At 59.7% G+C, this 24,551-nt stretch carries 25 protein-coding genes, 1 tRNA gene and 1 pseudogene; 13 read left to right on the plus strand and 14 right to left on the minus strand.

Features of this window, described 5'->3' with window-relative positions; translation table 11 throughout:
• Window positions 1–7: 7 nt before the first annotated feature.
• Both ACK83U_RS02975 and ACK83U_RS02980 read right to left on the minus strand, forming a co-directional pair.
• Window positions 8–388 (minus strand): hypothetical protein, encoded by a 381-nt coding sequence (locus ACK83U_RS02975; RefSeq protein ID WP_112605826.1) that lies wholly within the window; start codon window positions 386–388, stop codon window positions 8–10.
• 181 nt (window positions 389–569) lie between these two features.
• On the minus strand, window positions 570–995 hold the full coding sequence (locus ACK83U_RS02980; protein ID WP_112605823.1) for a hypothetical protein: 426 nt from the start codon (window positions 993–995) through the stop codon (window positions 570–572).
• A gap of 303 nt (window positions 996–1,298) precedes the next feature.
• On the opposite strand from ACK83U_RS02980, the gene ACK83U_RS02985 reads away from it, so the two are divergent.
• The 6 genes and pseudogenes from ACK83U_RS02985 to ACK83U_RS03010 all read left to right on the plus strand — a co-directional run bounded on the left by ACK83U_RS02985 (window position 1,299) and on the right by ACK83U_RS03010 (window position 4,623).
• A tRNA-Pro gene (locus ACK83U_RS02985) sits at window positions 1,299–1,375 on the plus strand.
• A 344-nt stretch (window positions 1,376–1,719) separates the two neighbouring features.
• Window positions 1,720–2,520 carry a pentapeptide repeat-containing protein gene (locus tag ACK83U_RS02990; RefSeq protein WP_412474829.1) on the plus strand — a complete coding sequence of 267 codons (801 nt, stop codon included), beginning with the start codon at window positions 1,720–1,722 and terminating at the stop codon, window positions 2,518–2,520.
• Between the two features lie 37 nt (window positions 2,521–2,557).
• Window positions 2,558–3,055: a GAF domain-containing protein gene (locus ACK83U_RS02995; RefSeq protein WP_112605820.1), complete on the plus strand. Its 498-nt coding sequence runs from the start codon at window positions 2,558–2,560 to the stop codon at window positions 3,053–3,055.
• Window positions 3,056–3,237: 182 nt separating this feature from the next.
• A pseudogene (gene msrB, locus ACK83U_RS03000) lies at window positions 3,238–3,686 on the plus strand (peptide-methionine (R)-S-oxide reductase MsrB).
• The gene (gene msrA, locus ACK83U_RS03005; protein WP_112605817.1) at window positions 3,683–4,210 is read left to right on the plus strand and encodes a peptide-methionine (S)-S-oxide reductase MsrA; all 528 of its coding nucleotides are present in this window, start codon (window positions 3,683–3,685) and stop codon (window positions 4,208–4,210) included. Before msrB ends, msrA begins: the two are co-directional and overlap by 4 nt.
• Window positions 4,210–4,623, plus strand: a complete 414-nt coding sequence (locus ACK83U_RS03010) for a DUF6314 family protein (RefSeq protein ID WP_112605814.1) — start codon at window positions 4,210–4,212, stop codon at window positions 4,621–4,623. The genes msrA and ACK83U_RS03010 overlap by 1 nt, the downstream gene beginning before the upstream one ends.
• Window positions 4,624–4,654: 31 nt before the next feature.
• Here ACK83U_RS03010 and ACK83U_RS03015 read toward each other — a convergent pair whose 3' ends face one another.
• From ACK83U_RS03015 to ACK83U_RS03030, 4 genes are all read right to left on the minus strand, one after another.
• The gene (locus ACK83U_RS03015; protein ID WP_412474785.1) at window positions 4,655–5,737 is read right to left on the minus strand and encodes a 3-deoxy-7-phosphoheptulonate synthase; all 1,083 of its coding nucleotides are present in this window, start codon (window positions 5,735–5,737) and stop codon (window positions 4,655–4,657) included.
• 416 nt (window positions 5,738–6,153) lie between these two features.
• Window positions 6,154–7,215: a porin gene (locus tag ACK83U_RS03020; protein ID WP_112335540.1), complete on the minus strand. Its 1,062-nt coding sequence runs from the start codon at window positions 7,213–7,215 to the stop codon at window positions 6,154–6,156.
• Window positions 7,216–7,640: 425 nt separating this feature from the next.
• Window positions 7,641–7,982 (minus strand): hypothetical protein, encoded by a 342-nt coding sequence (locus tag ACK83U_RS03025; protein ID WP_112398286.1) that lies wholly within the window; start codon window positions 7,980–7,982, stop codon window positions 7,641–7,643.
• A 235-nt stretch (window positions 7,983–8,217) separates the two neighbouring features.
• On the minus strand, window positions 8,218–9,780 hold the full coding sequence (locus ACK83U_RS03030; RefSeq protein ID WP_112605808.1) for an MFS transporter: 1,563 nt from the start codon (window positions 9,778–9,780) through the stop codon (window positions 8,218–8,220).
• A gap of 180 nt (window positions 9,781–9,960) precedes the next feature.
• On the opposite strand from ACK83U_RS03030, the gene ACK83U_RS03035 reads away from it, so the two are divergent.
• Together ACK83U_RS03035 and hisC are read left to right on the plus strand one after the other, a co-directional pair.
• Window positions 9,961–10,884: a LysR family transcriptional regulator gene (locus tag ACK83U_RS03035; protein WP_112605805.1), complete on the plus strand. Its 924-nt coding sequence runs from the start codon at window positions 9,961–9,963 to the stop codon at window positions 10,882–10,884.
• A gap of 165 nt (window positions 10,885–11,049) precedes the next feature.
• Window positions 11,050–12,108, plus strand: a complete 1,059-nt coding sequence (gene hisC, locus ACK83U_RS03040; protein WP_112605802.1) for a histidinol-phosphate transaminase — start codon at window positions 11,050–11,052, stop codon at window positions 12,106–12,108.
• A gap of 144 nt (window positions 12,109–12,252) precedes the next feature.
• Here hisC and cysN read toward each other — a convergent pair whose 3' ends face one another.
• The 3 genes from cysN to ACK83U_RS03055 all read right to left on the minus strand — a co-directional run bounded on the left by cysN (window position 12,253) and on the right by ACK83U_RS03055 (window position 15,565).
• Window positions 12,253–13,743 (minus strand): sulfate adenylyltransferase subunit CysN, encoded by a 1,491-nt coding sequence (gene cysN / locus ACK83U_RS03045; RefSeq protein ID WP_112605799.1) that lies wholly within the window; start codon window positions 13,741–13,743, stop codon window positions 12,253–12,255.
• A gap of 1 nt (window position 13,744) precedes the next feature.
• Entirely contained in the window at window positions 13,745–14,698 is a 954-nt protein-coding gene (cysD, locus tag ACK83U_RS03050) for a sulfate adenylyltransferase subunit CysD (RefSeq protein ID WP_112605796.1), read from the minus strand.
• Between the two features lie 126 nt (window positions 14,699–14,824).
• The gene (locus tag ACK83U_RS03055; protein WP_112605794.1) at window positions 14,825–15,565 is read right to left on the minus strand and encodes a phosphoadenylyl-sulfate reductase; all 741 of its coding nucleotides are present in this window, start codon (window positions 15,563–15,565) and stop codon (window positions 14,825–14,827) included.
• Window positions 15,566–16,055: 490 nt separating this feature from the next.
• On the opposite strand from ACK83U_RS03055, the gene ACK83U_RS03060 reads away from it, so the two are divergent.
• The gene (locus ACK83U_RS03060) at window positions 16,056–16,502 is read left to right on the plus strand and encodes an RrF2 family transcriptional regulator (protein ID WP_015339121.1); all 447 of its coding nucleotides are present in this window, start codon (window positions 16,056–16,058) and stop codon (window positions 16,500–16,502) included.
• A gap of 50 nt (window positions 16,503–16,552) precedes the next feature.
• On the opposite strand, the gene ACK83U_RS03065 is transcribed toward ACK83U_RS03060, so the two are convergent.
• Entirely contained in the window at window positions 16,553–17,914 is a 1,362-nt protein-coding gene (locus tag ACK83U_RS03065) for a chloride channel protein (protein WP_112605791.1), read from the minus strand.
• Window positions 17,915–18,105: 191 nt separating this feature from the next.
• Here ACK83U_RS03065 and ACK83U_RS03070 point away from each other — a divergent pair, with 191 nt between their 5' ends.
• Together ACK83U_RS03070 and ACK83U_RS03075 are read left to right on the plus strand one after the other, a co-directional pair.
• Window positions 18,106–18,378 carry a YlcI/YnfO family protein gene (locus ACK83U_RS03070; protein WP_112605787.1) on the plus strand — a complete coding sequence of 91 codons (273 nt, stop codon included), beginning with the start codon at window positions 18,106–18,108 and terminating at the stop codon, window positions 18,376–18,378.
• On the plus strand, window positions 18,375–18,671 hold the full coding sequence (locus ACK83U_RS03075; RefSeq protein ID WP_112605784.1) for a type II toxin-antitoxin system RelE/ParE family toxin: 297 nt from the start codon (window positions 18,375–18,377) through the stop codon (window positions 18,669–18,671). The genes ACK83U_RS03070 and ACK83U_RS03075 overlap by 4 nt, the downstream gene beginning before the upstream one ends.
• A gap of 12 nt (window positions 18,672–18,683) precedes the next feature.
• On the opposite strand, the gene betA is transcribed toward ACK83U_RS03075, so the two are convergent.
• The 4 genes from betA to betI form a co-directional block, all read right to left on the minus strand.
• A complete protein-coding gene (gene betA / locus ACK83U_RS03080; protein ID WP_112606075.1) occupies window positions 18,684–20,333 on the minus strand; it encodes a choline dehydrogenase in 1,650 nt (549 codons plus the stop codon).
• A gap of 164 nt (window positions 20,334–20,497) precedes the next feature.
• The gene (gene betB, locus ACK83U_RS03085) at window positions 20,498–21,961 is read right to left on the minus strand and encodes a betaine-aldehyde dehydrogenase (protein ID WP_112605781.1); all 1,464 of its coding nucleotides are present in this window, start codon (window positions 21,959–21,961) and stop codon (window positions 20,498–20,500) included.
• Window positions 21,961–22,602 (minus strand): glutathione S-transferase family protein, encoded by a 642-nt coding sequence (locus tag ACK83U_RS03090; RefSeq protein ID WP_112605778.1) that lies wholly within the window; start codon window positions 22,600–22,602, stop codon window positions 21,961–21,963. Before ACK83U_RS03090 ends, betB begins: the two co-directional genes overlap by 1 nt.
• Before the next feature lie 4 nt (window positions 22,603–22,606).
• Window positions 22,607–23,194, minus strand: coding sequence for a transcriptional regulator BetI (gene betI / locus ACK83U_RS03095; protein ID WP_112605775.1), 588 nt, complete (start codon window positions 23,192–23,194; stop codon window positions 22,607–22,609).
• 154 nt (window positions 23,195–23,348) lie between these two features.
• Between betI and ACK83U_RS03100 the strand changes: the two genes are divergently transcribed.
• A complete protein-coding gene (locus ACK83U_RS03100) occupies window positions 23,349–23,897 on the plus strand; it encodes an HdeD family acid-resistance protein (RefSeq protein ID WP_112605772.1) in 549 nt (182 codons plus the stop codon).
• 226 nt (window positions 23,898–24,123) lie between these two features.
• Complete coding sequence (locus ACK83U_RS03105) at window positions 24,124–24,381, plus strand: type II toxin-antitoxin system ParD family antitoxin (RefSeq protein WP_112605768.1); 258 nt, start codon at window positions 24,124–24,126, stop codon at window positions 24,379–24,381.
• The last annotated feature ends 170 nt before the right edge of the window (window positions 24,382–24,551 follow it).

Genomic DNA, 24,551 nt, shown 5'->3' on the forward strand with positions numbered 1-24,551 from the left:
CAATTGATTAGTTGACCTTTTTCGGTTTAACGACCGGAGGCTCAACAGGTGTCGATCCTACCCATGCAAGCTTGTTCACGAATGCGCCGCAAGTCTGCATGTCGCCAACCAAGATCGACGCGCCTACGAAGTTCCCGTTCACCCTGTCGCGAGCCTTCTTAACGTCCGCTTCCGTCGCGCCGAGTGCTTTCGCCTGGGCAAGGTTCTTTTCCGCATCGGCGCGCATCTGTGCCACCGAGCTGTATCCGCCATAAGCCGGACAGTTCGTAGCAATCGTTTCTGCGCCAGCATAGCGGTTAAGATAAGTTTCCATCGGCGATCCGGGGGTGGTTGCGCAGCTTGCGAATGCAGATACCACGGCTAATGCCGCAAGAGTTTTCAACTTCATATTAGCACCAATAAAAGTAAATTAACGCTGAAGTTGTAATCAATGACATAAGTTTTGAGATGTCTATAGTGAAATAACGAAGAGTGAGGGGGGAAATCTCTTAGGCGCGTGACTTGCAAACACAAACAGGCAGCCCTCGCAGGCCGCCCGCTGATATGATCTCGGGATGAAGCTTTTGGCCTTAGTCCGTTTGTTCAGCTTTTGCAGTCTTTTCCGGCGGAGCCAGAAGCTCGGCGCAATAGGACGAACCGCTGACGCCAGGCTGGTCGCCGAGAATCTTGACCGAGCGGATTTCGTAGCTCTGGTTGGTGACGATGTCGGCCTTGCAGCTGAGGGAGCGCTTGCCGGCTTTCTTGCCTTCCTTGTTGACGACGGTGACGTTCTTGTAGCCGCCACGCCAAGTGTAGACGCGATTGCCGCCTTCGTCGCGGTCGGAGAGCGGCGGTCCGTAAGCCGCGAAGAAGCGGCCTGCAGACTGGCCCTGCCAGCGATCCTGAACGGGGTTCTTCGCAAGCAGCGGCAGGGCTGCTGTCGTTGTTGTCGTCGTGGTGCTGCAACCGGCCAGCGCCAGCAACAGTCCAGCCGCGGTGATCATGCGGATATTCATCTTGTCGTCCTTGAGCTTCTGTCACGCAAAGGTCGCGGAAAAGCCGCGCTGTCCCACGACGTTTCCACCTGTCCCGCTTAGGGCTTTAGCGCCAAAGCCGGCAAAAGAAAATTCCTATCATTGTGTACAAACGGGATTTTACTTGATCTGTTGCGTCTTTTGCACGCCGGCATTTTCGGCCGCTGTTTCCTGCCGATTTTCTAGGCAGATGCGGGTGTAATTTTTTCGTCAAAAATCAAAAGGTTTTTTGAGATTGGTGCTTGTGCATCAAAAATGGCTGGTCTATAGAAGCGCCGCTGGTCACGGAGTGTAGCGCAGTCTGGTAGCGCACCACGTTCGGGACGTGGGGGTCGAGTGTTCGAATCACTCCACTCCGACCAGCTTAAAATACTGATCCTGTTCCCGAAAAATCCCCCGTTTAAGAATACCGTCTGGCTGGCTTGCACAAGGCCGTAGTGGTTCCGCCAATATCGTCGCGGCATTTCTATCACGCCGTCCCGCTCCCCGCTGCGGGCCGTATGGAGTTTTGCTACAATTCTTCTGGTGCCCGTCGGCCGTTTCCCCAGTCCATCGGCTCACATCCAAACCACGTCTTAGATATGCTTTTGCAAAACCGGCTCTTTTTGTCGCCCGAAGCACCATGTACAAGGAAGAGGGACGTGCATCCGACTCAGGGCGAGAGTTCGGCTGGCAGGTGCTGGAGCGGAGTAACGGAATGGATCTTATGGACGGGGTGGCCAGATTGGTTGGGGAGACGATCATGGGGTGGCGCCAGCGTAGCGATGCTTTGCGCGGTGATGCTGTCGGGAAGAGATTGAGTATCGCAACCTTCTTTGGGGTGCCGGCGTTGAGCGCCGCGTTTCTTCTGGGTTCCGGCGGTAGTGCCCTGCGCGCCGGCGATTGCGGCAATGTCGCCGGGCCGGGACTGGATTGGAGTGGCTGCAGCAAGGCCAATATCATGCTGCAGAGCAGCGACCTGAAAGGCGCCAATCTGGCCGGCGCGCATTTCGACAGCACCGATCTCAGCGACACCAACCTGACCTCCGCCAACCTCGAAAAGGCTACCCTCGTGCGTGCCTGGCTGAAGAATGCCAAGGCCGACGGCGCCAACTTCGCCAAGATTGAGGCATACCGCTCCGATTTCAGCAACGCTTCTGCCAACGGCGCGTCCTTTGCCAATGCCGAATTGCAGCGAGCCGAATTTGCCGGCGCACAGCTGAAGAACGCTGATTTTCAGAAAGCGGAACTCGGCCGCGCCGATTTCGACAAGGCCGTACTGACGGGGGCGAATTTCTCCTTCGCCAATCTCTCGCGCGCCACCTTGAACGGTGCGGTGATGGACGGGTCGACCTCCTTCAGCGGCGCCTTCATGTATCTGACGCGCATCGAGGGTCTCGATCTGTCGAACGCAAGCGGTCTGCAGCAGGCCCAGATCAATCTGGCTTGCGGGGACAATACGACCATATTGCCGTCTTGGCTGAAGGCGCCGTCCAGCTGGCCTTGCCCTCCCGACGATAAGAACTGATAGTCTCTCCAGGACGGAACTTTGAAAGACCAAGTCAATGTTTGCAGAAAAAGCGGTTCAGCACGACAGCAAATCCGAATTCTATCGAGAACTTGCGGATCAGCTGAAGGCCTTGCTTGACGGTGAGCACGATTGGATTGCCAACGCGGCCAATACTTCTGCATTGATCTACCAGATGCTGCCGGACCTCAATTGGGCGGGCTTCTATTTCCTTCAGCGGGAAGACGAGCTTGTGCTGGGGCCGTTCCAGGGCAAGCCAGCCTGCGTCCGCATTGCCGTCGGTCGCGGCGTCTGCGGTACGGCGGTCGAAAGGGCGCAGTCGATCATCGTTGAGGACGTGCATGCCTTTCCCGGTCACATTGCCTGCGATGCGGCCTCGCGCTCGGAGCTGGTCGTGCCGCTCCTTCGCAATGGAAAGGTCTTCGGCGTCATCGATCTCGACAGCCCGCTTCCCGGTCGTTTCGATGGTGACGATCAGGCCGGCATCGAGGCGCTTGCCGCGATTTATGCTGCCTCAAGCGAAGCGAATAAGTAAGGCGCGGGAAGGGCGAGACGTCACGCCGTCGTGATCGATATGGCAAATCGATCATGCGATGCCTATATTGGCTCTGCAACCACTCCCTTAGCGCTGATCGAGCTTATTCCGGCCTTCTCCAGTCCTCATTGAGGGCGTCAGGCCAAGCTCGGAAGGCGTGCCAAGGGGCAAGGAGAACAACAATGGGCAAATACAGCAAGACGGCAGAGGCCATCGCCAAGCTTACCCCTGAGCAGTATCGCGTGACGCAGCAGACGGCACGGAACGTCCCGGCTCCGGTGAATATCTCTACAACAAGCAGTCCGGCATTTATGTCGATATTGTCTCCGGTGAGCCGCTTTTTGCCTCGGCCGACAAGTTCGATTCCGGCTGCGGCTGGCCGAGCTTTACCAAGCCGATCGAACCCGCCAATGTCAGCGAATTGACCGACAAGTCGCATGGCATGATCCGCGTCGAAGTACGCTCGGCCAATGGCGATAGCCACCTGGGCCATGTTTTCCCGGATGGGCCGATCGATCGCGGCGGCCTGCGCTATTGCATCAATTCCGCCTCGCTCCGCTTCGTGCCGCGTGACCGCATGGAGGCAGAGGGCTATGGTGCCTATATCGATCAAGTGGAGGATGTAAGATGACAACGGAACGTGCAGTTCTCGCCGGCGGTTGCTTCTGGGGTATGCAGGATCTCATCCGCCGTTACAGCGGCGTCATCTCGACGCGCGTCGGCTACAGCGGCGGCGATGTCCGCAACGCCACCTATCGGAACCATGGCACCCATGCCGAGGCGATCGAAATCATTTTCGATCCGCAGAAGATCAGCTATCGCGATCTGCTGGAGTTCTTCTTCCAGATCCATGATCCCTCCACCCGCAACCGCCAGGGCAACGATGTCGGCTTGAGTTACCGCTCGGCGATCTTCTACACCAGCGAAGAGCAGAAGCAGGTTGCGCTGGATACTATCGCTGATGTCGACGCTTCCGGCCTGTGGCCTGGCAAGGTCGTCACCGAGGTCGCACCAGTCGGCGACTTTTGGCAGGCAGAGCCGGAGCACCAGGATTATCTGGAGCGCTATCCGAACGGCTATACCTGCCATTTTGTCCGGCCGGGCTGGAAACTGCCCCGCCGGCAGGCCGACGCAGCACAGCGCGCGGCCTCTTGATGAAAGGATCGGCCGGTACTGACCGGCTGAACCTCTATCTCGGCACATGGGAGGTGAAGCGGCGAATCCTCGATCGCTTCAACTGCTCAGTGCTCACATTCGAAGGGCAGGCGTTCGTCACGCCTGTCCAGTTCGAGGAGCACGGGGATACGCGAAGCGATCACGCAACGCTGAGAAGTAGCCGCACCTATCGGCTCGATGCCGCGTACGACTATCTCGTCGTGCGCTTCCCCAATCTTTCGGAATTCATTCGCATCGGAGACAGCGCCTCGCAGCGCGTCACCCATCATTGCGGTCCCGATCTCTATCGGGGCCATCTGTTCTTTCGCTCGCCGGATACTTGGGCGGAGATGTGGCATGTGCGCGGGCCTAGGAAAAACTATCTGAGCCTCGCGCACTACCGGCGCGTTTAACCTGAACCTGTCTCCCGAATGAGAGACGGCGTTAGCGTGCCTGGCGCCGTGCCTGAACGGCCTTTGCCAGGTCTTCCAGCGTACGGACCGAGGTCGGCCAGTCGATACAGCCATCGGTGATACTCTGGCCATAGACCAGCGGCTTGCCCGGCACGAGATCCTGGCGGCCGGCCACCAGATTGCTCTCCATCATCATGCCCTTGATCCGCCGGTCGCCGGCTGCAACCTGCTCGGCGACTGATGTGACGACGAGCGGCTGGTTTTCCGGATTCTTGCCGCTGTTGGCATGGCTGGCATCGATGATGATGCGCGGCTCGAGCCCGACCTTGAGGGATTGTTCCGCCGTTGCCTGCACGCTTGCGGCATCATAATTGGGCTCTTTGCCGCCGCGCAGGATGATATGGCAGTCCTCATTGCCGCGGGTGGAGGCGATCGCAGCAAGGCCTTCCTTGGTTACTGCCGGAAAATGATGCGGTTGCGATGCCGCGACGATCGCGTCGAGCGCGATGCGCACATCGCCATTCGTGCCGTTCTTGAAACCGACAGGGCAGGAGAGGCCGGATGCCAGCTGACGATGCACCTGGCTCTCCGTCGTCCTCGCGCCGATCGCCCCCCAGCTCACCAGATCGGAAATATATTGCGGCGTGATCGTATCGAGATATTCGCAGCCTGCCGGCAAGCCGATCTCGTTGACATCGAACAGCAGCTTGCGGGCAATGCGCAGACCTTCTTCGATGCGGTAGCTGCCGTCGAGATGCGGGTCGTTGATCAGGCCCTTCCAGCCCACCGTCGTGCGCGGTTTCTCGAAATAGACGCGCATGATGATTTCGAGATCGTCGGCGAAGCGATCCCGCTGTTCTTTCAGTCGCGCCGCGTAATCGAGCGCTGCGGCCGGATCGTGGATGGAGCAGGGGCCGATGACGACGATCAGCCGGTCGTCTTCATCACGCAGAATGTTGTGAACGGCGTTGCGCGCGCCGGTAACGGTCGCCGTCACGGCTTCGTCGCGAGGGATTTCGTCAATGATCCGAGAGGGCGGCGTCAGCGCCGTGATCTCGACAATGCGCAAGTCGTCGGTGGAATTCAACACGGTATCGGTTCCTTTTGGGGTCATACCGTGGCGACAAAAAAGCCGCCAGGTAGACTAGCGGCTGGTTCGGGTCTTTTGCTGTCGTGTCTCTTCTAACTACGCACAGGCCCGCCTCCGCTGAGAGCAGCGGTACGAATAAAATCGCGAGGCATATGCGAAGGTCAAAGACATTGGTCGTCTCTACGATAAAAAATGCCTGATGTCGATGAGGGAGAATGAGAATTGAGAGGGCAGCGTCAAGACGCCTTCATTCGGGAACGAAATGCCTGTCTGCCCGCTCCCGCACCCTTCTCGCCGAAGCCCCGGTAAGTTAATCCCCAGGCTCGCCGGAGAGAAATAACGAACCCCTGGCTCGGAAGGATCGGCCCCACTTCGCTGGAAGTCAGGCCGATCCCCATCCGATCAGGGGTCAAGTCAGATCAGATCTCGTAAACGAGCTATTAGAAGCTGCGCTGGAAGCGGAGAACGCCAGCCCACTGGTCCTGATTGATGGAGTCCCAGTTGGTGTAGGAAACTTCCGGCGTGATCTGGAGGTTCTTGACCGGGTTCCACTTGACGTTTGCCGTCGCTGCGAAGATCTTCGAGTCGGTGTAGGCAACCTGAGCGTTAGCCTGCAGCTTTTCGTTGATCGGAACGGTGACGCCGCCCCAAACAGCCCAGTCGCCCCAGCCGATATTCTTGGCAGGGCCGGCACCGTTGGCGTTTGCGTACTTGTTCAGCTTGTCGCCATCGGTGTTCCAGCCGCCCATCAAGAAGGCCTTGAAGACGCCGAAGTCGGCATCGACGCGAGCCTTGATGGCGCCTTCTTCGACGATCGAGTCGTAACCGCCGACGATCTTGAAGCCGAAGTTGCCAGCCTTGTAACCAGCACCGGCAACAACGTCAGGGATGTAGTGGTTGGTGCTGTCTTCGCCGTTGACGCCCTTAGCGCCCGAACCGGAATTGCTGTCTTCAACCGAGACCACAGCCGTGAAGCCGTTGCCGGCGTCGTAGTTGTAGGTCAACTGGTTGAGTTCGTACGGGCCGTCATTGACCACGTCGTCGTTGATGACGCCGCCAGCGTAACCGATGTACGAGTTGTACTGGGAGTCAGCCTTACCGACGAGGAAACCGCCGAGGCTGATGTTTGCGAACAGCAGCTTCGTGGTGGTCGCGCCGCCATCCTGCCAGTCGAAGCGGATGACCGTGTTGGTCTTCAGCGGACCGTATTCAGTGTCGGTTGCCGTATCGAGGCTCAGATGAGCACGCGTGTGCCACAGCGTACCGTTATGGCTGTCCGGGTTGTAGGCATCGTACCACTTGCCTTCGGTACGGACATAACCGCCGATCTTGAGGCAGGTTTCCGAGCCCGGGATGAAGAAGTAGCCAGCGCCGTAGGCGTCGCAGATGCGGACGTATTCGAGCGGTTCCGGCTCGGCAGCAACGATAGCGTCGGCTGCGTGAGCGCCAGAAACTGCTGCCAGGGCAGCAGCGGAGCCGAGAAGAAGGCTCTTGATGTTCATAAAAACTCCAATCCAATATAGATTGGGCACAGGCTATCGCGCCGAAAATCGACGTGCCCTTACCCTATCCCTGTTTAAAACCCCGACTCGGGAGAAACGGGCCCCACCCGCTTCTGGTCGCTATTAAAAGCGATTTCCTGCAAAGTTATATGATATATTTTTCTCGGGATGACTTTTTCGTGAAATTTAAGTTTCAGTTGCAAGAAAGCAACATTCAAGCACAAACATAATAAGAGCAGCATAATATTGGCTGCGTAATAGTCACTTCGAGGTATGATGGAGGGCTGTGCCCCTTCGAATATTATTTGATGATAATATTGCCGGCGTCCGGATATTCGGGCGCAATTGTCCATTTGACCGCCGGAGCATTACCGCCACGAAGACATATGCTCGCGATTGATATTGCGTTTCCCGTGCCGGTAGTATCAGGCGGGTCGCTTCGACGCCGAGGTAAGGAGCTTGCTCAGCATTGAGCCGATCATGATGCCCCAAAGCCCGCTGGTCATGCCAACGATAATGTCCAGCGTCGAACCAAAATTCCCGTTCGCCAGGAGATGCGAAACGGAAAGCGCCAATACGCTACCGATCATCAAAAGGCAGGTGAAAGAGGGGGATTGCGGATAAGCGAGGCGCGCAAGCATGCCTGCGACACAGAGTGCGGCGGCGCGAAAAATGTCGAACGGATTGCCGAATGCGGCCTGCCAATTGAAATGTGCGAGGGTCACGCCGACGAGCGCCGCTATATAGGTCCAGGCAATAATCTTCAAAAACCGGTCTGATATCATGCGGATATGATATAGCAGCGGTGGATATAAACGCCAGCCTGACACTGCTTTGCAGAGCGTTCGCGCATGGATCCGACGCGCACATTTTATGTGGTTTGGAAACATTCTGTTGCGGCGCGGTAATTTTCGACCGTTCTCGATCGTCACTTTGCCTTCTCGCCATGCCTAGGCCGAGGCGAGCTGACCGGGCAATTTTCCGGCCAGCCGCCACTGTTGCTTAAGCCTTCGATATGCGCAGCGTGTCTTCATCTTCTTCCATTTGTTCCGCATCTGCTGCAACGGAGCTTGCCGACGATCGGCCGAGGAAGGAGAAGACGACGACGGCCGTCAGAACGGTAATGCCGGTCAGGAGCCAGAGCAGCGTGCTGAAGGCGTCGCCATAGCCCTGGATAAGAGCGTCGTGTCCTATTGCCGGAATACTCGATGCTGCGGCGGCCAAATTGCCTGTCACGAGCTGCTGCGCAGCGCTCGCGGCGTACGTACCTGACGATGTGCCTAGGTTCGACTGGATAAAGGCGGAGAGAACGGCGCTGACGATTGCAAGCGCGACTCCTTCGCCGGCGACGCGGGTGGTGCTGAAAATGCCGGTTGCCATGCCGGCTCGCTCCTTGGGAACAACGCTGACGGCGAGCCCATCCATCAAGCCCCAGGGCAGGCTGATGCCGACGCCGATGGTCAGCAGCGGGCCGATGAGGACAAATGGAGCCGAGCCTGCTGCAAAATGGCTGAGCCAGAAAAGGCCTGCCGCCGAGATGATGAGGCCGGTGCCGCAGATCGTTGCGGGGCTGAACCAGCGGGTGAGAAGTCCTGCAACGATCGGCAGGACGAGCAGCGGTGCCGACAGCGCGACCATCATCCGCCCGGCGGCGATCTCGCTCATGCCCTCGATGCCGACGAACCGCACGGGCAGCAGGATCAGCAAAACGACGAAGGCATAGGCGGGCGCTGCCGCCAGAAGCTGTACGCCGACGAAGCGCGGATAGCGAAAGAGGCTGAGATCCAACATGGGCCGTTTCACGACGCGCTCGACGATGCCGAAAGCAAGGAAGAACAGTGCTGCGCCGGCCAGCAGGGCGAGGACGAGCGGATCGCTCCAGCCGGTTTCCGGCGCGCCCAGCACGCCATAGGTGAAGAGCGTCAAGGCAAGCGTGAAGCTCAGTGCGCCCGGCCAATCCAGCCCCGCCGCGTCGGGATCTTTGGATTCGCGCAGGAAGCAGGCGCCGAGGCCAAGAGCGAGCAACGCGAGGGCGACCACGAGAATGAAGATGGACGGCCAGCCGAAGGCATCGATCATCAGGCCGGACGCGATTGGCCCGAAGGCGAGACCGACGCCGAAGCTGGAGCCGACGATGCTGAAAGCACGCATCCGCGCCGTGGCGTCGAACTCCTGCGCCAGCGAGGCCATGCCGCCGGAAAAAGCGGCGGCTGCGCCAAGGCCCTGCAGGGCCCGCAATATATCGAACCAGACGATGTTGCCGGCGAGTGCCAGCCCGGCCGAGAAGAGCGCAAAGCAGCCGACGCCAGCCAGGAAGATACGCCGCCGGCCAAAGCTGTCTGCCAGCGCGCCGGATGCCATCAGGCAGCTGCCGAAGGTCAGCATAAAGGCGTTGGTGACCCAGTTGAGCGCGATTGGGCTGCCGCCGAGCGTGCGGCTGATGGCCGGTAGGGCAACAGCGGGGCCGGTGAATGTCAGCGGCATCGCCGCTGCAGCGCAGCAGACGGCGACAAGGACGAAGAATTTCTCGGTCGGACTTGCGACCTTTGTCTGGGGAGAAGTCATCGGATTACCGTGAGGTTTGAGCAAAGGGGAAGTGGCGGGCAATCCTGGGAGTGGTGCTGGCCAAAGGCCGGCGCCCGCGCGCTTCAAATGACTCAGGCAGGATATATTTGCTGTAATCGGATGATAATTGCGCTAGTTTTCCATATATACCGGAATAAAAATCTCGAATGGAATGCGCGCATGGATCGTTTGAGCGGCCTGACGGCCTTTGTTCGCACTGCGGATCTCGGCAGCTTTGCCGCTGCTGGACGCGTGCTCGGCCTTTCGGCATCCGCCGTCGGCAAGGCGGTCAGCAATCTGGAGCATCAGCTTGGCGTCCGGCTGCTGCAGCGTTCCACACGCAGCATCCGGCTGACGGAGGAGGGGCGTCTCTTTCACGAACGCTGCCGGCGGGTGCTCGACGATCTCGAGGATGCGCAGGCCTCGCTTGCGCAGGCGGTTGCCGTGCCACGCGGGCGTTTGCGCGTCAGTGTGCCGATCGTCAGCTATCACTTCCTCTTGCCCGTCGTGCCGGAATTCGTGGCCCGTTATCCCGAGGTCGAACTCGACATCGATTTCAACGACCGTATCGTCGATATGATCGAGGAGGGAGTTGATGTTGCGATCCGCAGCGGCGACCTGCCGGATTCCCGGCTGATATCGCGCACCTTGCGTCCGTTTCAGATGTTGCTCTGCGCCGCGCCCAGCTATCTCGAACGCTTCGGTATTCCCGGTTGCCCGCGTGATCTCAACGAGCATCTGGCTGTCAGGTTTCGCTTTCCCAACAGCGGCAAGCTGCAGGATTGGCCGCTGACCATGCCCGAAGGCGAGCCGGATCTGCGCATGCGAACGGCCTTCTCCTGCAACAATATGGAGGCGGTGCGCGGCGCGACCGTTGCCGGCCTCGGCATCGGCTGCATGCCGGATTTCCTCGTGCGCAGTACGCTTGCGGAAGGAAAGCTCAGAACCGTTCTCGATGATTTTATCGACGAACCCGGCCATTTTCATCTGCTTTGGCCGTCCAATCGCCATATGTCGCCCAAGGTTCGGGTTTTTGTCGATTTTCTGAGCGAGCGGTTGTTTGCAAAGAGCTGTGATGATTTGCCGGCGACGACCGCTGCCTGAGACACAGATCATCGTATCGGCTTGAGGCCCGCTTGCCTGCCGAGCGAGATAATTTCAGAATTGCTCGGGAGGCAGTTGTCGCAGGAGCTGGAGTTTGCAACGGTGTTTGCTCATATGCAGACTTGCTGCACGATCGGTCTGTAATCGCTAACTTTGGAAATCACCATGAGCCGCTTCTGGAGCCCGATTGTTCATTCCTTGACCCCCTATGTTGCCGGCGAGCAGCCGACCACGGGTGGAATAATCAAGCTCAACACCAATGAGAGCCCTTACGGTCCTTCGCCGCTTGCCCTGGAGGCGATCTCGAAGGCTACAGCCGACACACTGCGGCTCTATCCGGATCCGACGGCGCGGGAGTTGCGTGTTACAATCGCCGAGAGCTTCGGGCTCGACAAGGACGAGGTCTTCGTCGGCAATGGATCGGACGAGGTTTTGGCCCACACGTTCCAAGCGCTGCTGAACCATGATGAGCCCTTGCTTTTCCCCGACGTCAGCTACAGCTTCTATCCGACCTATTGCCGCCTCTTCGGCGTGGCGTACCGGCAAGTTCCGGTCGATGCCGAAATGCGGGTCCGCCTCGAGGATTATCGCCAGCCCTGCGGTGCAATCATTCTGCCCAATCCCAATGCGCCGACAGGCATCGGCCTGCCTCTGGCTGATATTGAAACTCTTCTTAGGGATCATCCGGATCAGGTCGTCGTTATCGACGAGGCCTATGTCGATTTCGGCGGCGAGAGCGCGGTTCCACTTGTCCAGACATATCCGAACCTCTTGGTGATCCAGACCCTGTCGAAATCGCGCGGGCTCGCCGGCCTGCGTGTCGGCTTCGCTGTCGGGCAACGGCCGCTGATCGAGGCACTGGAAAGGGTCAAGGACAGCTTCAATTCCTATCCTCTCGATCGGCTTGCGCAGGCAGGTGCGGTAGCGGCCTGGAAGGATCGGGACTGGTTCGAACGCCATCGCGCCACGATCATCGCCAGCCGGGAACGGCTAGCCGCCAAACTCGGGGAGCTGGGCTTTCACGTTCTGCCGTCATCCGCGAATTTTCTGTTCGCGCGGCATCCGAGCAGGCCGGGTGTGGAACTGGCGGCAGAGCTTCGGAGCAGGAACATTCTGGTAAGACGGTTTTCCGCCGAGCGTATCGACGACTTCCTGCGCATCACGATTGGAACGGATGAGGAGTGCGACCGCCTGGTGGCGGCTCTCGGCGAGATATTGCAGTGACACTGGCAGCTCGGAAGGATTGCTTCAAGACTGTCAAAAAGGAACGAGTGGCCTCTACCGTGGCCGCAATGGCGCCATTAAGCAGCAAATGAAAAAGGCGGCGGAGCCGAGCCCGCCGCCTTCTGTTATTACATGTGATAGCGATCAGATGTCGCTTGCCGCGTTCGCCCAGATTTCCGCGGCCTGTGCGGCGGTCACGCGGCGCACATCCGTTTCATCGCGGCGGCTGGCGAAGAGCTCGCTTGCCATGATCTGCTCGGCGAGATCGGCGGGCAGGGACAGGAGGACGCGCTGGCCATCCTTGTGGATGCCGCCGACATCGGAACGCTTGCCGGTGATCATCCCGCCCGCAACCGTGTTGTTGCTTTCCGGATCGATCAGGATGAAGGAGCCGGTCGAGCGGTTCTGCTCATAGGGATCGAAGATGGCGCTCTCATCGAAGGTCAGGCGAACCTTGCCGATCGCGTTCATCCAGAGCGCCTGCGCCGGAGCCCATGCGCCGGTCTTCAGCTCAAGCTGGGCGATCGGCTGAACCTGCACGCGCTGGCGGCGGCTGCCGCTCTTCAGCCAGTAGCGCTTGCCAGGCTCGATGCCCTCAGGCTGCAGCGCGACGATTTGCGCGTCGAAGGAGAGGCCCGTCTGCGGCTGGCTGTCGATGGCGACGATCATGTCACCACGCGACACGTCCACCTGGCGGTCGAGAACGAGCGTGATGGCATCGCCGGCGACCGCCGCGTTGCGCACGAGATCGAAGGTGACGATCTTCGAGACATTGGCGACCATGCCCGACGGCAGGATCATGACGCTGTCGCCCGGCTTCACCGAGCCGCCGGCGACCGTGCCCTGATAGCCGCGGAAGCTCTCACCCGGGCGGGAGACGCGTTGCACCGAAAGACGGAAGCCAACCGTCTGCGCCGAGCGAACGGTCGCCAGTTCCAGCGTCTCGACCAGCGTCGGGCCGGTGTACCACGGCATGGCAGCCTGGCCGGAATAGACTACGTTTTCACCCTTCAGCGCCGACATCGGAATGGCGGTGATCTGCTTGACGCCGAGCGACAGTGCGAATTCGCGGAAGTCGTTGGAAATCTTCTCGAAGCCGGCGCGGTCGTAATTCGTCAGGTCGATCTTGTTGATGGCCAGAACGAACTGCTTGATGCCGAGCAGCGACGCGATCGTCGCATGCCGGCGGGTCTGCTCAAGGATGCCCATGCGGGCATCGACCAACAGCACGGCGAGATCGGCGGTGGAGGCACCGGTTGCCATGTTGCGCGTATATTGCTCGTGGCCGGGTGTGTCGGCAACGATGAAGGAGCGCTTGTCGGTCGAGAAATAGCGATAGGCGACATCGATTGTGATGCCCTGCTCGCGCTCTGCCTGCAGGCCGTCGAGCAGCAGAGCGAAGTCGGGGAGGCCGAGATCGTTCTGCTTGCCGGTGGAATCGCGCTGAAGCGTGGCAGCCTGGTCTTCCTTGACCGCCTTGGTATCCCAGAGGAGACGGCCGATCAGCGTCGATTTGCCGTCATCGACGCTGCCGCAGGTAATCAGGCGAAGCGGGCGCGAGTCGCGAAGGGCTTTAGCCGGTTCGGCGGCAGGCCCGACAGCAGGAATTGTGACGACGTTTGCGTTTACGGTCATCTCAGAAATATCCTTCGCGCTTCTTCTTTTCCATGGAGCCGGACTGGTCGCGGTCGATGGCGCGGCCCTGTCGCTCGGAAACCGTGGCGATTTCCAGCTCTGCAATGATCTCTTCAAGGGTCGTGGCGGTGGAGCGGATGGCTCCCGTCAGCGGGAAGCAGCCGAGCGTGCGGAAACGGATGAGTTCCTCGCGCTTGGCTTCGCCGGGCAAGAGTTCCAGCCTTGGATCTGCCGCCATGATCATCATGCCGTCGCGCTCGACGATCGGGCGTTTCGCCGCGAAATAGAGCGGTACGATCGGAATTTCCTCGGCCTGGATGTAGCGCCAGATATCGACTTCCGTCCAGTTGGAAAGCGGGAAGACGCGAACGCTTTCGCCCTTGCGGATCTGGCCGTTGTAGATGTTCCAGAGTTCCGGGCGCTGGTTGCGGGGGTCCCAGCGATGATCGGGCGTGCGGAAGGAATAGATGCGCTCCTTGGCGCGCGAGGCTTCCTCGTCGCGGCGGGCACCGCCGAAAGCCGCGTCGAACTGGCCGGCATCGAGCGCGTGGCGCAGCGCTTCCGTCTTCATGATATCGGTGTAGCGGGCCGAGCCATAGGTGAAGGGCGTGATGTTCTCCGCCTTGCCACGCGGATTGATGTGCTCGATCAGGTCGAGATCGTACTTTTTCACGATCTCGTCGCGGAAGGTGATCATCTCGGCGAATTTCCAGCCGGTGTTCACGTGCAGCAGCGGGAAGGGGACGCGGCCGGGATAGAAGGCCTTGCGTGCCAGATGCAGCAGCACCGACGAGTCCTTGCCGATCGAATAGAGCATCACGGGACGCTCGAATTCGGCGGCGACCTCGCGGAAAATGTGGATCGCCTCGTTTTCAAGTGCTTTTAGATGCGGATCGAGCAGCGGCTTGACGCTTTGCGGATTGGAGATTTCCGTATCCGGACGGCTATCGGGCATTGATGACTCCAGAACTTTCAAATGTCCCGACCGAAACTTGGCCGGAAAGAATGGATGCGTTGGTTCCCTAGATATCGGCGGCGCGGGAGACGCGCTTCGGATCGATGCCGGGAGCCGGCGGGTGCTTTATTGTGCGGGTGCGGCAGCACCTTCTTCGTGGACATGCAGACCGCATTCGCGCTTTTCGTCGTTCTCCCACCACCAGCGGCCGGCGCGCTCCGGTTCACCCGGCTTGATGGCGCGGGTGCAGGGCTCGCAGCCGATGGAGGGATAGCCGCGCGCATGCAGAGGGTTCACCGGAACGCTGTTGTCGGCGACATAGACGCGGATGGCATCGATGTCCCAATCGGCGAGCGGGTTGATCTTGATCAGATTGCGCTCGGGATCGAATTCCGCAAAGGGCGTATCGGCGCGGTTGGCGGACTGGCCGCGGCGCAGGCCGGTGATCCAGATGCTGGCGCCCGAAAGTGCCCGTGCAAGCGGCTTCAGCTTGCGCACGCCACAACAGGCATGCCTGGCTTCGACGCTCTCATAGAAACCGTTCAGACCGTATTTTTCCGCATAGGCGTCGATATCGGCCTGTTCCGGCTCGTAGCGGACGATCTTGATATCATATTGGCTTTCCGTCTCGTCCATCAGAGCGAGCGTTTCCGGGAAGAGGCGACCGGTCTGCAGGGTCGCCACCTCGATCGGCAGGCGGTGATTGCCGATCTCCGCCGTGATCACCTGATCCTCGATCCCGAGCGACGTCGTGAACACGGCACGGCCACCGAGCCCGGCCACGAGAGATAGACGGCCGGCAAGATCGAGCGATGCAAGCTGGCTGTTGAGCGTCGCGGCATCTTCAATAAGGGTAATGGCAGTCATGGGGGATCCTGTCCTGATGTTGCCGGGAGTATCGCAGTTCGCAACGGCAGCGGACAGAAAAATAGATTTCGAAAGGGAGCGGCTGGAGAGTAAATATCTCCATGAAGCAGCGCCGATAAGGAAAAGCCACCGCCTCGGCTCCTAACCAAGGCGATTTGCCACCGATGGCGGCCCTTCGGAAGCACTTGATATGGCTCGCCATGTTTAAGTGCTTGCTTTAATGTCTATAGAAATAGTAGAGTTACACATAGCTTGTCAAATGGAAATCGGAAGTGATGCCCAAAATGATGCGCTGCGATGGATTTTGCGCTAAACTATTGGCATAGCGACGAAGAATGACAACAAGTCTGGGTTGCTAACGTTTCCTGGCCGTGCGCCAAGGATGTGAGTGCTTCGAAATTGCCTCGGGGACGAGGGCTGAGGAGTTCTGTAGCGGACCGGCCGAATCGCTCGACCGGACGTATCGCATGTGTGTGTGAAGCGGTTCGAAATGATTACTCAGAAAGCAAAATACGCGCTGCGGGCGCTGTCTGCCTTGGCCCAATCCGAGGCGGGTGAGCCGATGATGATTTCCGACATCGCCGCCCAGCAGAAGATCCCGAAGAAATTCCTGGAACAGATCCTTCTCGACTTGAAGCATCAGGGCATCGTCATCAGCCGCCGCGGCAAGCAGGGCGGCTACCTCCTGCGCAAGCCGGCAAACGAAATCACCTTCGGCGAAATCCTGCGGGTCATCGATGGGCCGCTGGCGCCGCTGCCCTGTCTGTCACTGACAGCCTATCGTCGCTGCGACGATTGCGACGGCGAGCAGACCTGCGAAATCCGCCACGTCTTTGCCCGGGTGGCGGACGCGACCCGAAAGGTGTTGTTCTCGACGACCATCGCCGATGCCATCGCTCAGCCGGAGGACGCGGAAGTTGCCAGGCTGATGGCCTAACTGATCAGGTCCAAGGGAGCTAACGGGTCTTCCTCGCAGCGCTTCGACAATCAGTGGGCGGCGTGTTCCTCGCTGCTTTCCTTGTCCATGGCGCGCCGGGCGCGGATGGCCGCGGCGATGAAGACGCGGGACAGCCCATGATACAAGGGCTCGCGCGAGAGCAGTCGCGACGTCACATAGCCGATCATCGATACGGCCATGATCGGGATGACGGCCTGGTGATCGCCGGTCATTTCCAGAATGATGACGAAGGCAGTCATCGGTGCCTGAACCACGCCGGCGAAATAGCCGGCCATGCCGAGGATCGCCGCAAGTGCGATGCTGCCGCCGATGAGCGTGCCGACCGTGCTGCCGAAGCCGGCGCCGACGGCAAGCGAAGGCGCGAAGATGCCGCCGGGAATGCCTGATATCATCGACAGGAAGCTTGCCAGTAGCTTCTCGACGAAGAAGAGCAGGGGCAGGGCATGTCCTTCCACTGCGCCGCGGGCTTGCTCGTAACCGGTGCCGAAGGTTTGGCCGCCGGAGAGCACGCCGATGGCAGCCACGACAAGACCGCAGAGGCCGGCAAGGATCAGCATGCGTTTCAACGGCTGAGGCTGCGCCCAGCGGCGGATGCGGATGCCGGCATAGAGCGCCAGTCCGCTGAAAGTGGCGCCGAGCGCGCCGCCGCCCACGCCGCAGATCAGCATGACGATCCAGTCCCGAAACATCGTCGGTGCCGCATCGGCCGCGCCGAAATAATTGTAACTGCCGGAAAGGCCGAGTGCTGCAAGGCCGGAAAGAATGACGGCGGTCAGGACCAGGCCGTTGGCGCGGGATTCATAGGTGCGGCTCATTTCCTCGATAGCGAAAACGATACCCGCAAGTGGCGTATTGAAGGCAGCGGCGATACCGGCGGCAGAACCGGCGAGGATCAGCCCCTTCGCCTGCGCCATGCCGCCGAAGCGGGCAACCGCCAGCATGAAGGACGCGCCGACCTGCACTGTCGGTCCCTCGCGGCCGATCGAGGCACCGCTTAAGAGCCCCAATATGGTCAGCACGATCTTGCCGAAAGCTAGCCTGAGCGACAGCAGCTTCGTTCGATCTTCCTCATGATGTAGGTGCCGCGCAGCGATCGCCTGCGGAATGCCGCTCCCCTGCGAATTGGGAAACAGCGTCGCTGCAAGATAGGCCGACAACACGAAACCGAGCGGTGTCAGCAGGAGCGGCAGAAGCCACATCCACTCACCCGATTGCGTCACGCCGGTAAAAGCCCGCTGCGCCAGATCGGCGAGCTTGGCAAAGCCGACGCTGATGACGCCGATCGCTAGAGCGCCCGTCCAGAACACCAGACGTGGCCGCCAAAGATTGAAGGAGCCCCAGATGACACGGGAACGGCGGAGGAGCTTGGACTTGCGGTAGATAGGGGGCATCTGACATGTGACCGATAGGCTGGCTCGCATAACTTTTCGAGATATTCTTGCGAGCGGCTCACCATAAAGCGAATTGCGATATCGATCTTTCTTGCAGAATTTCCTTTTGCGGCCAAGGCTTAATCTACGTGTTGACCGGTTCGAGCGATCGAATAGAATGTATCGCAATTGCAATGCAAAGGAGCCGGTGAATGAAATCCGCTTCCATTCCTCCCTTGAGGGTCGATCCCGCATTGCGCGCCGCTGCTGAAAGCGTGCTGCGAGAAGGTGAGACCTTGTCAGCATTTGTGGAAAGCTCGCTGCGTGCGCAGATTGAACACCGCCGAACGAAGGCTGAATTCATTGCTCGCGGTCTTGCTGCGCAAGAGGATGCGAAAAAAACCGGCATGTATCACAGCGCTGACAACGTGCTTGGCATGCTGAAGGGCAAGCTTGAAGCCGCCAAAGCTTCCAAGCACAAATGACATTTGCCGTACGCTACTCTCAAGGCGCGCTCGAAGATCTCGAACGGCTGTATGATTATCTGCTTTTGAGAGATATCGAGCTTGCGGAAAAAGCCTATGACGCCATCGTCAAGGCAACGGAATTTCTCGAGAATTTTCCGTTCAGCTGCCGCAAAGCGTCGGCGGACGCGTTTCTCCGCGAACTCGTCATCCCGTTCGGCTCTTCCGGTTGTGTCGCTCTATTCGAGATCGAAGACAGCGAGACGATAACGATATTGGCGATCAGGCATCAGCGCGAAGAAGACTATCACTGATACCTGCCCACCTTACCGATCGCTCGTCTCCCACCGCGGATTGATCCAGGGCTCCTGGTTCGAACGCGCCAGCCGCGGCTTGCCGAGAATGTGGTCGGCCGCCTTCTCACCGGTCATGATCGAAGGGCCGTTTAGATTGCCGTAGGTGACATGCGGGAAGATCGAGCTGTCAGCGACCCGCAAGCCGTCGATGCCGATGACGCGGGTATCGGGATCGACCACCGCCATTGGATCATCCTTCGAGCCCATCTTGCAGGTGCCGCAGGGATGATAGGCGCTTTCCAGGTGCTCGCGCAGGAAGGCATCGATCTGATCATCGGTCTGAATATTCGCCCCTGGCTGAATTTCCGTGCCCCGGTACTCGTCGAAGGCCTTCTGCCCGAAGATCTCGCGGGTGAGGCGAACGCAGTGGCGGAATTTCTCCCAGTCTTCCGGATGGCTCATATAGTTGAAGCGGATCACCGGATCGGCCTTCGGGTCGGAGGAGCGCAGCGTGACGTTACCACGCGATTTCGACAGGTTGTAGCCGACATGCACCTGGAAGCCGTGGCTCTTGGCCGCCGCCTTGCCGTCATAGCTGATGGCGACAGGCAGGAAGTGGTACTGGATATCCGGCTGCTTGACGCCGGGTGCCGAGCGCAGGAAGGCGCAGGCTTCGAACTGGTTCGAGGTGCCAAGGCCTTTCTTGAAGAACAGCCACTGCGCACCGGCAATCCCCTGCATATACCAGGGTAGCCAGGAATAGAGTGACACCGGCTTCAGGCTCGTCTGCTGGAAATAGAATTCCATATGGTCCTGCAGGTTGGCGCCGACGCCCGGCCGGTCGGCCTTCACTTCGATCCCCATGTCGCGCAGATGCTGCCCAGGTCCGATGCCGGACAGCATCAGCAGCTTCGGAGAGTTGAACGAGGAAGCGGAAACGATCACTTCGCGGTTCGCTCTGATGATCTCGATCTTGCCATTGCGCTCGACTTCGACGCCGGTCGCGCGGCCGTTTTCGATCATGACCTTGCGGGCAAAGCAGCGAACGAGGGTCACATTCGGCCGCTTCAGGGCAGGCTTGAGATAGGCTGTCGCCGCAGACCAGCGACGTCCCATCCAGGTCGTTTGCTCCATCAGGCCGAAGCCTTCCTGCTTGCTGCCGTTATAATCCTCCGTCGCCTCGAAGCCCGCCTGCTTGCCTGCTTCGATGAAGGCGTGGAACAGCGGATTGCGGGCATCGCCGCGCCGGACATGCAGCGGGCCATCCTTGCCGCGCCATCCTTCTTCGCCGCCATGTGAATGCTCCATCCGCTTGAAGTAGGGCAGCACATCGGCATAGGCCCAACCTTGGGCGCCGAGCTCCTCCCAGCGATTGAAATCCTCGGCATGGCCGCGCACGTAGACCATGCCGTTGATCGAGGACGAGCCGCCGATCACCTTGCCGCGCGGGGCGGTGATGCGCCGGTTGTTGAGCTGCGGTTCCGGCTCGGAGAGATAGCCCCAATTGTAGCGGTCCATGCTCATCGGCCAGGCAAGTGCCGCCGGCATCTGGATGAACGGCCCGAAATCACTGCCGCCGAATTCTAGGACGATGACCGAATGCTTGCCATCCTCTGACAGGCGATAAGCCATGGCGGAGCCAGCCGAGCCCGAGCCGACGATGACGAAATCTGCTTGCATGACCATGTGCTCCAAGTGGTAAGGGGCGTAAATCGAGGCGGTTCTGCACCCTCCCCCCGAGGGGGAGGGTCGGCCGCAGGCCGGGGTGGGGTGATTGCTGCTACACGCGCTGCGGCTGGTCACCCCACCCGCCGCTAAGCGGCGCCCCTCAAGGGGGAGGTGGATCAATAAGGCGCCTGTACCGGCCCCATGCCGACATAGACGGTCTTCAATTCCGAATAATGCTCCAGCGCCGCCAGCGAATTCTCGCGGCCGAATCCGGATTGCTTGGAGCCGCCGAAGGGGATTTCGACTGGGCAAAGATTGTAGGTGTTGATCCAGAGCGTGCCGGCCTCCAGCTGGTCGACCACGCGGTGGGCGCGGGTGAGATCGGCGGTGAAGACGCCGCCGGAAAGGCCGAATTCGGTCGCATTGGCGCGGGCGACCACCTCGGCCTCGTCATCGAAGTCGAGCACGCACATGACCGGCCCGAAGATCTCTTCACGGGCGATCGTCATGTCGTCGGTGACGTCGGCAAAGACGGTCGGCTGGATGTAATAGCCTTCACCGGAGACATTGTTCGGGATGCCGCCGCCGGTCAAAAGTGTTGCGCCCTCAGCCTTGCCCTTTTCGATGTAAGAAAGCACCTTTTCGCGCTGCGTCCAGGACACCATCGGACCGATCTGCGTTGCCTCGTCCATCGGATCGCCGATGAGCATGGCTTCTGTGCGGGCCTTCAGGCGCTCCAGGAATTCGGACTTGATCTTGCGGTTGACGAAAACGCGGGTGCCGTTGGAGCAGACCTGGCCCGTCGAATAGAAGTTGCCGAGCATCGCGCCGCCGATGGCGCTGTCGATATCGGCATCGTCGAAGACGATCAGCGGCGACTTGCCGCCGAGCTCCATGGTGACATGCTTGAGATTGCCGGCGGCCGAAGCCGCCACCTTGCGGCCGGTCGGCACCGAGCCCGTCAGCGATACCTTCGCCACGTCGGGATGGTTGATGAGCAGCGGCCCTGTTTCGCGGTCTCCCTGGATGACATTGTAGAGGCCCTTCGGCAGACCGGCCTCGATGAGGATTTCAGCGATCTTCAGCGCGCCGAGCGGCGTGTTTTCCGAAGGCTTGAACACCATGGCGTTGCCGGCAACCAGTGCCGGCGCGCCTTTCCAGCAGGCGATCTGCTGCGGGTAGTTCCATGCGCCGATGCCGACGCAGACGCCGAGCGGCACGCGCTTGGTATAGGCGAAATCGCCGCCGAGCGGGATATAGGAGCCGTTGAGACCGGCCGCCGCGATGCCGCCGAAGAATTCGAAGCTGTCTGCGCCCGAAGTCGGGTCGGCGACGATGGTTTCCTGGATCGGCTTGCCGGTATCCAGCGTCTCCAGTTCGGAAAGCTCGCGGTTACGCTCGCGCATGATGTCCGCCGCTCGCTTCAGGATGCGGCCGCGAGCTGTCGGGCTCATGGCGGCCCATTCGGGCTGCGCCCGCTTTGCGGCCGCGATCGCCTTTTCGACGATGGCAGGCGTTGCCGCGTGCAGGCGGGCGATCACCTCGCCGGTCGCCGGATAGATGCTTTCGATAAGAGTGCCGTCGGTGTCCTCGACATATTCCCCGTCGATGAAATGCGAGGCTTTCGGTTGTGCGCGCATTATAGAACCCTCAGTTCTTCATAGGACACCATGACATGCTCTTGAAAAGCAGGTCGTTCGGTGAGGTTTTCATAGTATCGCTCAAGCCGTGGATGGGCAGGGCGCTGGATATCGATGTCGAAATAGCGATAGAGAACGTGCCCGAACTGGATGTCGGCCAACATCAGATTATCGCCCGCAAGGAAGCGATGCCGTCCGAACTGCGACTCGACGATGTCAAGCTTCGCACCGAGTGCTGCAACAGCCGCAACGATCGCCTTCTCGTCCTTGAGAGCAGGGGCCGTGCGCGCCACCCGCCAGAAAATCGGGCCGGTGAAACTCTGGGCAATGTTGATCTTGGCCCACTCAGCCCATTTGTCGATCTGAGCGCGATGGCGCGCATCCTTCGGCCAGAAGGCATCGTCGCCATATTGTGTGGCGAGGTAACGCAGGATGGCGCCCGTTTCCCAGAGCGGCTCGTCATCACCGTCGCGTAGCACCGGTACGGTGCCGTTCGGGTTCATCGCCAGGAATTCAGGCGTGTCGTTGACGCCGTAGGTAAAGCCTGCATCGATGCGCTCATGGGCAAGACCGAGCTCGCTGATGCACCACATTAGCGCCTGTACATTCGATGACGATTTGCGGCCCCAGACGGTCAGCATGACGTCAGCCTTTCAACGCGTTGAGATGGGTCGTCAGATAGCCTTCGGTCAGCGCGATCGACGCCTCGGTGCTGATCGGCGCCGATTTGAGGCTCTGACGGATATAGAGCCCGTCGATCATCGCAGCTGCACCCTCGGCGATGCGCCCTGCGTCGCTGGCTGGGCACAGAGCCTTGAGATTGGCAACGAGATTCGAATGCAGACGGCGCGCGTAGATGACCAGAAAGCGGCGCGTCTCCTCGGAGCGCTGCGCCTCGGCATAGAAGGCGAGCCATGCCGCGATCGTTTCCGGTGCGAACTGATCGGCCTGGAAACTGACGCGGATGACGGCGGAAAGCTTTTCGCGGGGTGTCGTGGCGGCCCTAAGCGCCGTCACGACGCTGTCGCGCAGCCGCTGTAGATGGACGCGGACGGTTTCGATCAGCAGCTGTTCCTTGCTGCCGAAATAATGATGCGCAAGGGCGGGGGAAACGCCGGCCTGCTTGGCGATTTCGGACATGGTGACGGTCAGCGAGCCGTGATCGCCGATCACGCGCATTGCAGCATCCACCAGCGCCTTTCGGCGCACCGGTTCCATTCCGACTTTCGGCATTGCGTCAATCCCCAAGACTGAAGACGAGTGTATTTTTGATTGACTGATCAATCAATAAAAAAATCACGTGACCAGCCCTCCCTCAGGAAAAATCCGCAACCTCTTTCCGCAAAGCATTTCTGTGCCATAATTCCGAAGAGGAGGAGGTGCAGTCATGGTCGATATTCTTGATGAAGTTCCCCCATCAGCGATGCGCGACAAATGGGGTTGGTTCGTCGGGCTTGGAATCTTGCTGCTGATCTGCGGCGGTATCGCGCTTGGCAATCTGTTCATCGCCACCGTCGCTTCGGTCTATTATGTCGGCATGCTGATGCTGATCGGCGGCATCGTGCATCTGGCCCATGCCTTTCAGGTAAGGGGCTGGGAGCACATTTTGTTCTGGGTTCTCAGCGGCCTGCTCTATACGGTTGCCGGCGTGCTTGCCTTCGCCAATCCACTATTGGCGTCGGAAGCCTTGACGCTATTCCTCGCCATCGCACTGCTCATTGCCGGCACGTTTCGCGTCTGGGTCGGTCGCAAGCTGAAGCCGGAGCGTGGTTGGGTCTGGATTGTCATCAGCGGCCTTGCAACCGCCGCCGCCGGCATTGCCATTGCAGTTGGCTGGCCGGTCAACAGCCTCTGGATTCTTGGCCTTTTCCTGGCCTTTGACCTGATTTTCCAAGGATGGACGCTGGTGGCCTTCGGCCTTGTGCTTAGGCGGTAGGGCATCGCCTGAAAGGGGTAACGGACTGCCACTTTTTGACAAGGAGCGTGAGCGGCGTTACTCTTACCGCCTCTGCCATGTCGGGCAGAACGGCGTTGCGTTGATGTAACGACAGTGTCTTCATCCGAAATGCGTGTGTCGACAGACATGCGTGAAGAAACTGGTCAAAGCCGCGGAACATGCTTCCAGACAAATTTCCGCGTAACGACGTCAAGGGAGGAATATCATGCCGATGGTAACGGTTTCCATCTCTCCGCTTCAGGCTGCGGGCATCCGGGCAGCGGTCGATACCGGCACTTATGCCTCGAGCAGCGAAGTCGTACGGGAAGCCCTGCGCATGTGGGATGCAGCCCGCAGGCGCGGCGACATTTGCGATGTGCCTCATGCCGCCAACGATGGGGGGGAGACGGCAAAGAGCGGCCGCTGCGTCGCTGACATGTTTGCCGACTACGAGGCGGAGCGGCACTCGAGCAATCAGCACTGAACCCCCTCATCACGGCAGCCTCTCGGCTGCCGTGATGAGGGGTCTGCGGCCCGACAAATGGTTAATATTGCTTTACCATTCATGAAACTTTCACATAGGGGAAAGGTTTCGTTGACGCTTTATGACGCATCCTCGGCCGAAAATGCGGTAAACCCAAAGTTTTACTCAAA

It is taken from the genome of Rhizobium sp. WW22 (assembly GCF_047041135.1).
Classification (GTDB): domain Bacteria; phylum Pseudomonadota; class Alphaproteobacteria; order Rhizobiales; family Rhizobiaceae; genus Rhizobium.

Coding starts and splice junctions, on each gene's coding strand:
- ACK83U_RS02975 (WP_112605826.1), bottom strand. CDS start 388: ATGAAGTTGAAAACTCTTGCGGCATTAGCCGTGGTATCTGCATTCGCA.
- ACK83U_RS02980 (WP_112605823.1), bottom strand. CDS start 995: ATGAATATCCGCATGATCACCGCGGCTGGACTGTTGCTGGCGCTGGCC.
- ACK83U_RS02990 (WP_412474829.1), top strand. CDS start 1,720: ATGGACGGGGTGGCCAGATTGGTTGGGGAGACGATCATGGGGTGGCGC.
- ACK83U_RS02995 (WP_112605820.1), top strand. CDS start 2,558: ATGTTTGCAGAAAAAGCGGTTCAGCACGACAGCAAATCCGAATTCTAT.
- msrA (WP_112605817.1), top strand. CDS start 3,683: ATGACAACGGAACGTGCAGTTCTCGCCGGCGGTTGCTTCTGGGGTATG.
- ACK83U_RS03010 (WP_112605814.1), top strand. CDS start 4,210: ATGAAAGGATCGGCCGGTACTGACCGGCTGAACCTCTATCTCGGCACA.
- ACK83U_RS03015 (WP_412474785.1), bottom strand. CDS start 5,737: ATGACCCCAAAAGGAACCGATACCGTGTTGAATTCCACCGACGACTTG.
- ACK83U_RS03020 (WP_112335540.1), bottom strand. CDS start 7,215: ATGAACATCAAGAGCCTTCTTCTCGGCTCCGCTGCTGCCCTGGCAGCA.
- ACK83U_RS03030 (WP_112605808.1), bottom strand. CDS start 9,780: ATGACTTCTCCCCAGACAAAGGTCGCAAGTCCGACCGAGAAATTCTTC.
- ACK83U_RS03035 (WP_112605805.1), top strand. CDS start 9,961: ATGGATCGTTTGAGCGGCCTGACGGCCTTTGTTCGCACTGCGGATCTC.
- hisC (WP_112605802.1), top strand. CDS start 11,050: ATGAGCCGCTTCTGGAGCCCGATTGTTCATTCCTTGACCCCCTATGTT.
- cysN (WP_112605799.1), bottom strand. CDS start 13,743: ATGACCGTAAACGCAAACGTCGTCACAATTCCTGCTGTCGGGCCTGCC.
- cysD (WP_112605796.1), bottom strand. CDS start 14,698: ATGCCCGATAGCCGTCCGGATACGGAAATCTCCAATCCGCAAAGCGTC.
- ACK83U_RS03055 (WP_112605794.1), bottom strand. CDS start 15,565: ATGACTGCCATTACCCTTATTGAAGATGCCGCGACGCTCAACAGCCAG.
- ACK83U_RS03060 (WP_015339121.1), top strand. CDS start 16,056: ATGATTACTCAGAAAGCAAAATACGCGCTGCGGGCGCTGTCTGCCTTG.
- ACK83U_RS03065 (WP_112605791.1), bottom strand. CDS start 17,914: ATGCCCCCTATCTACCGCAAGTCCAAGCTCCTCCGCCGTTCCCGTGTC.
- ACK83U_RS03070 (WP_112605787.1), top strand. CDS start 18,106: ATGAAATCCGCTTCCATTCCTCCCTTGAGGGTCGATCCCGCATTGCGC.
- ACK83U_RS03075 (WP_112605784.1), top strand. CDS start 18,375: ATGACATTTGCCGTACGCTACTCTCAAGGCGCGCTCGAAGATCTCGAA.
- betA (WP_112606075.1), bottom strand. CDS start 20,333: ATGCAAGCAGATTTCGTCATCGTCGGCTCGGGCTCGGCTGGCTCCGCC.
- betB (WP_112605781.1), bottom strand. CDS start 21,961: ATGCGCGCACAACCGAAAGCCTCGCATTTCATCGACGGGGAATATGTC.
- ACK83U_RS03090 (WP_112605778.1), bottom strand. CDS start 22,602: ATGCTGACCGTCTGGGGCCGCAAATCGTCATCGAATGTACAGGCGCTA.
- betI (WP_112605775.1), bottom strand. CDS start 23,194: ATGCCGAAAGTCGGAATGGAACCGGTGCGCCGAAAGGCGCTGGTGGAT.
- ACK83U_RS03100 (WP_112605772.1), top strand. CDS start 23,349: ATGGTCGATATTCTTGATGAAGTTCCCCCATCAGCGATGCGCGACAAA.
- ACK83U_RS03105 (WP_112605768.1), top strand. CDS start 24,124: ATGCCGATGGTAACGGTTTCCATCTCTCCGCTTCAGGCTGCGGGCATC.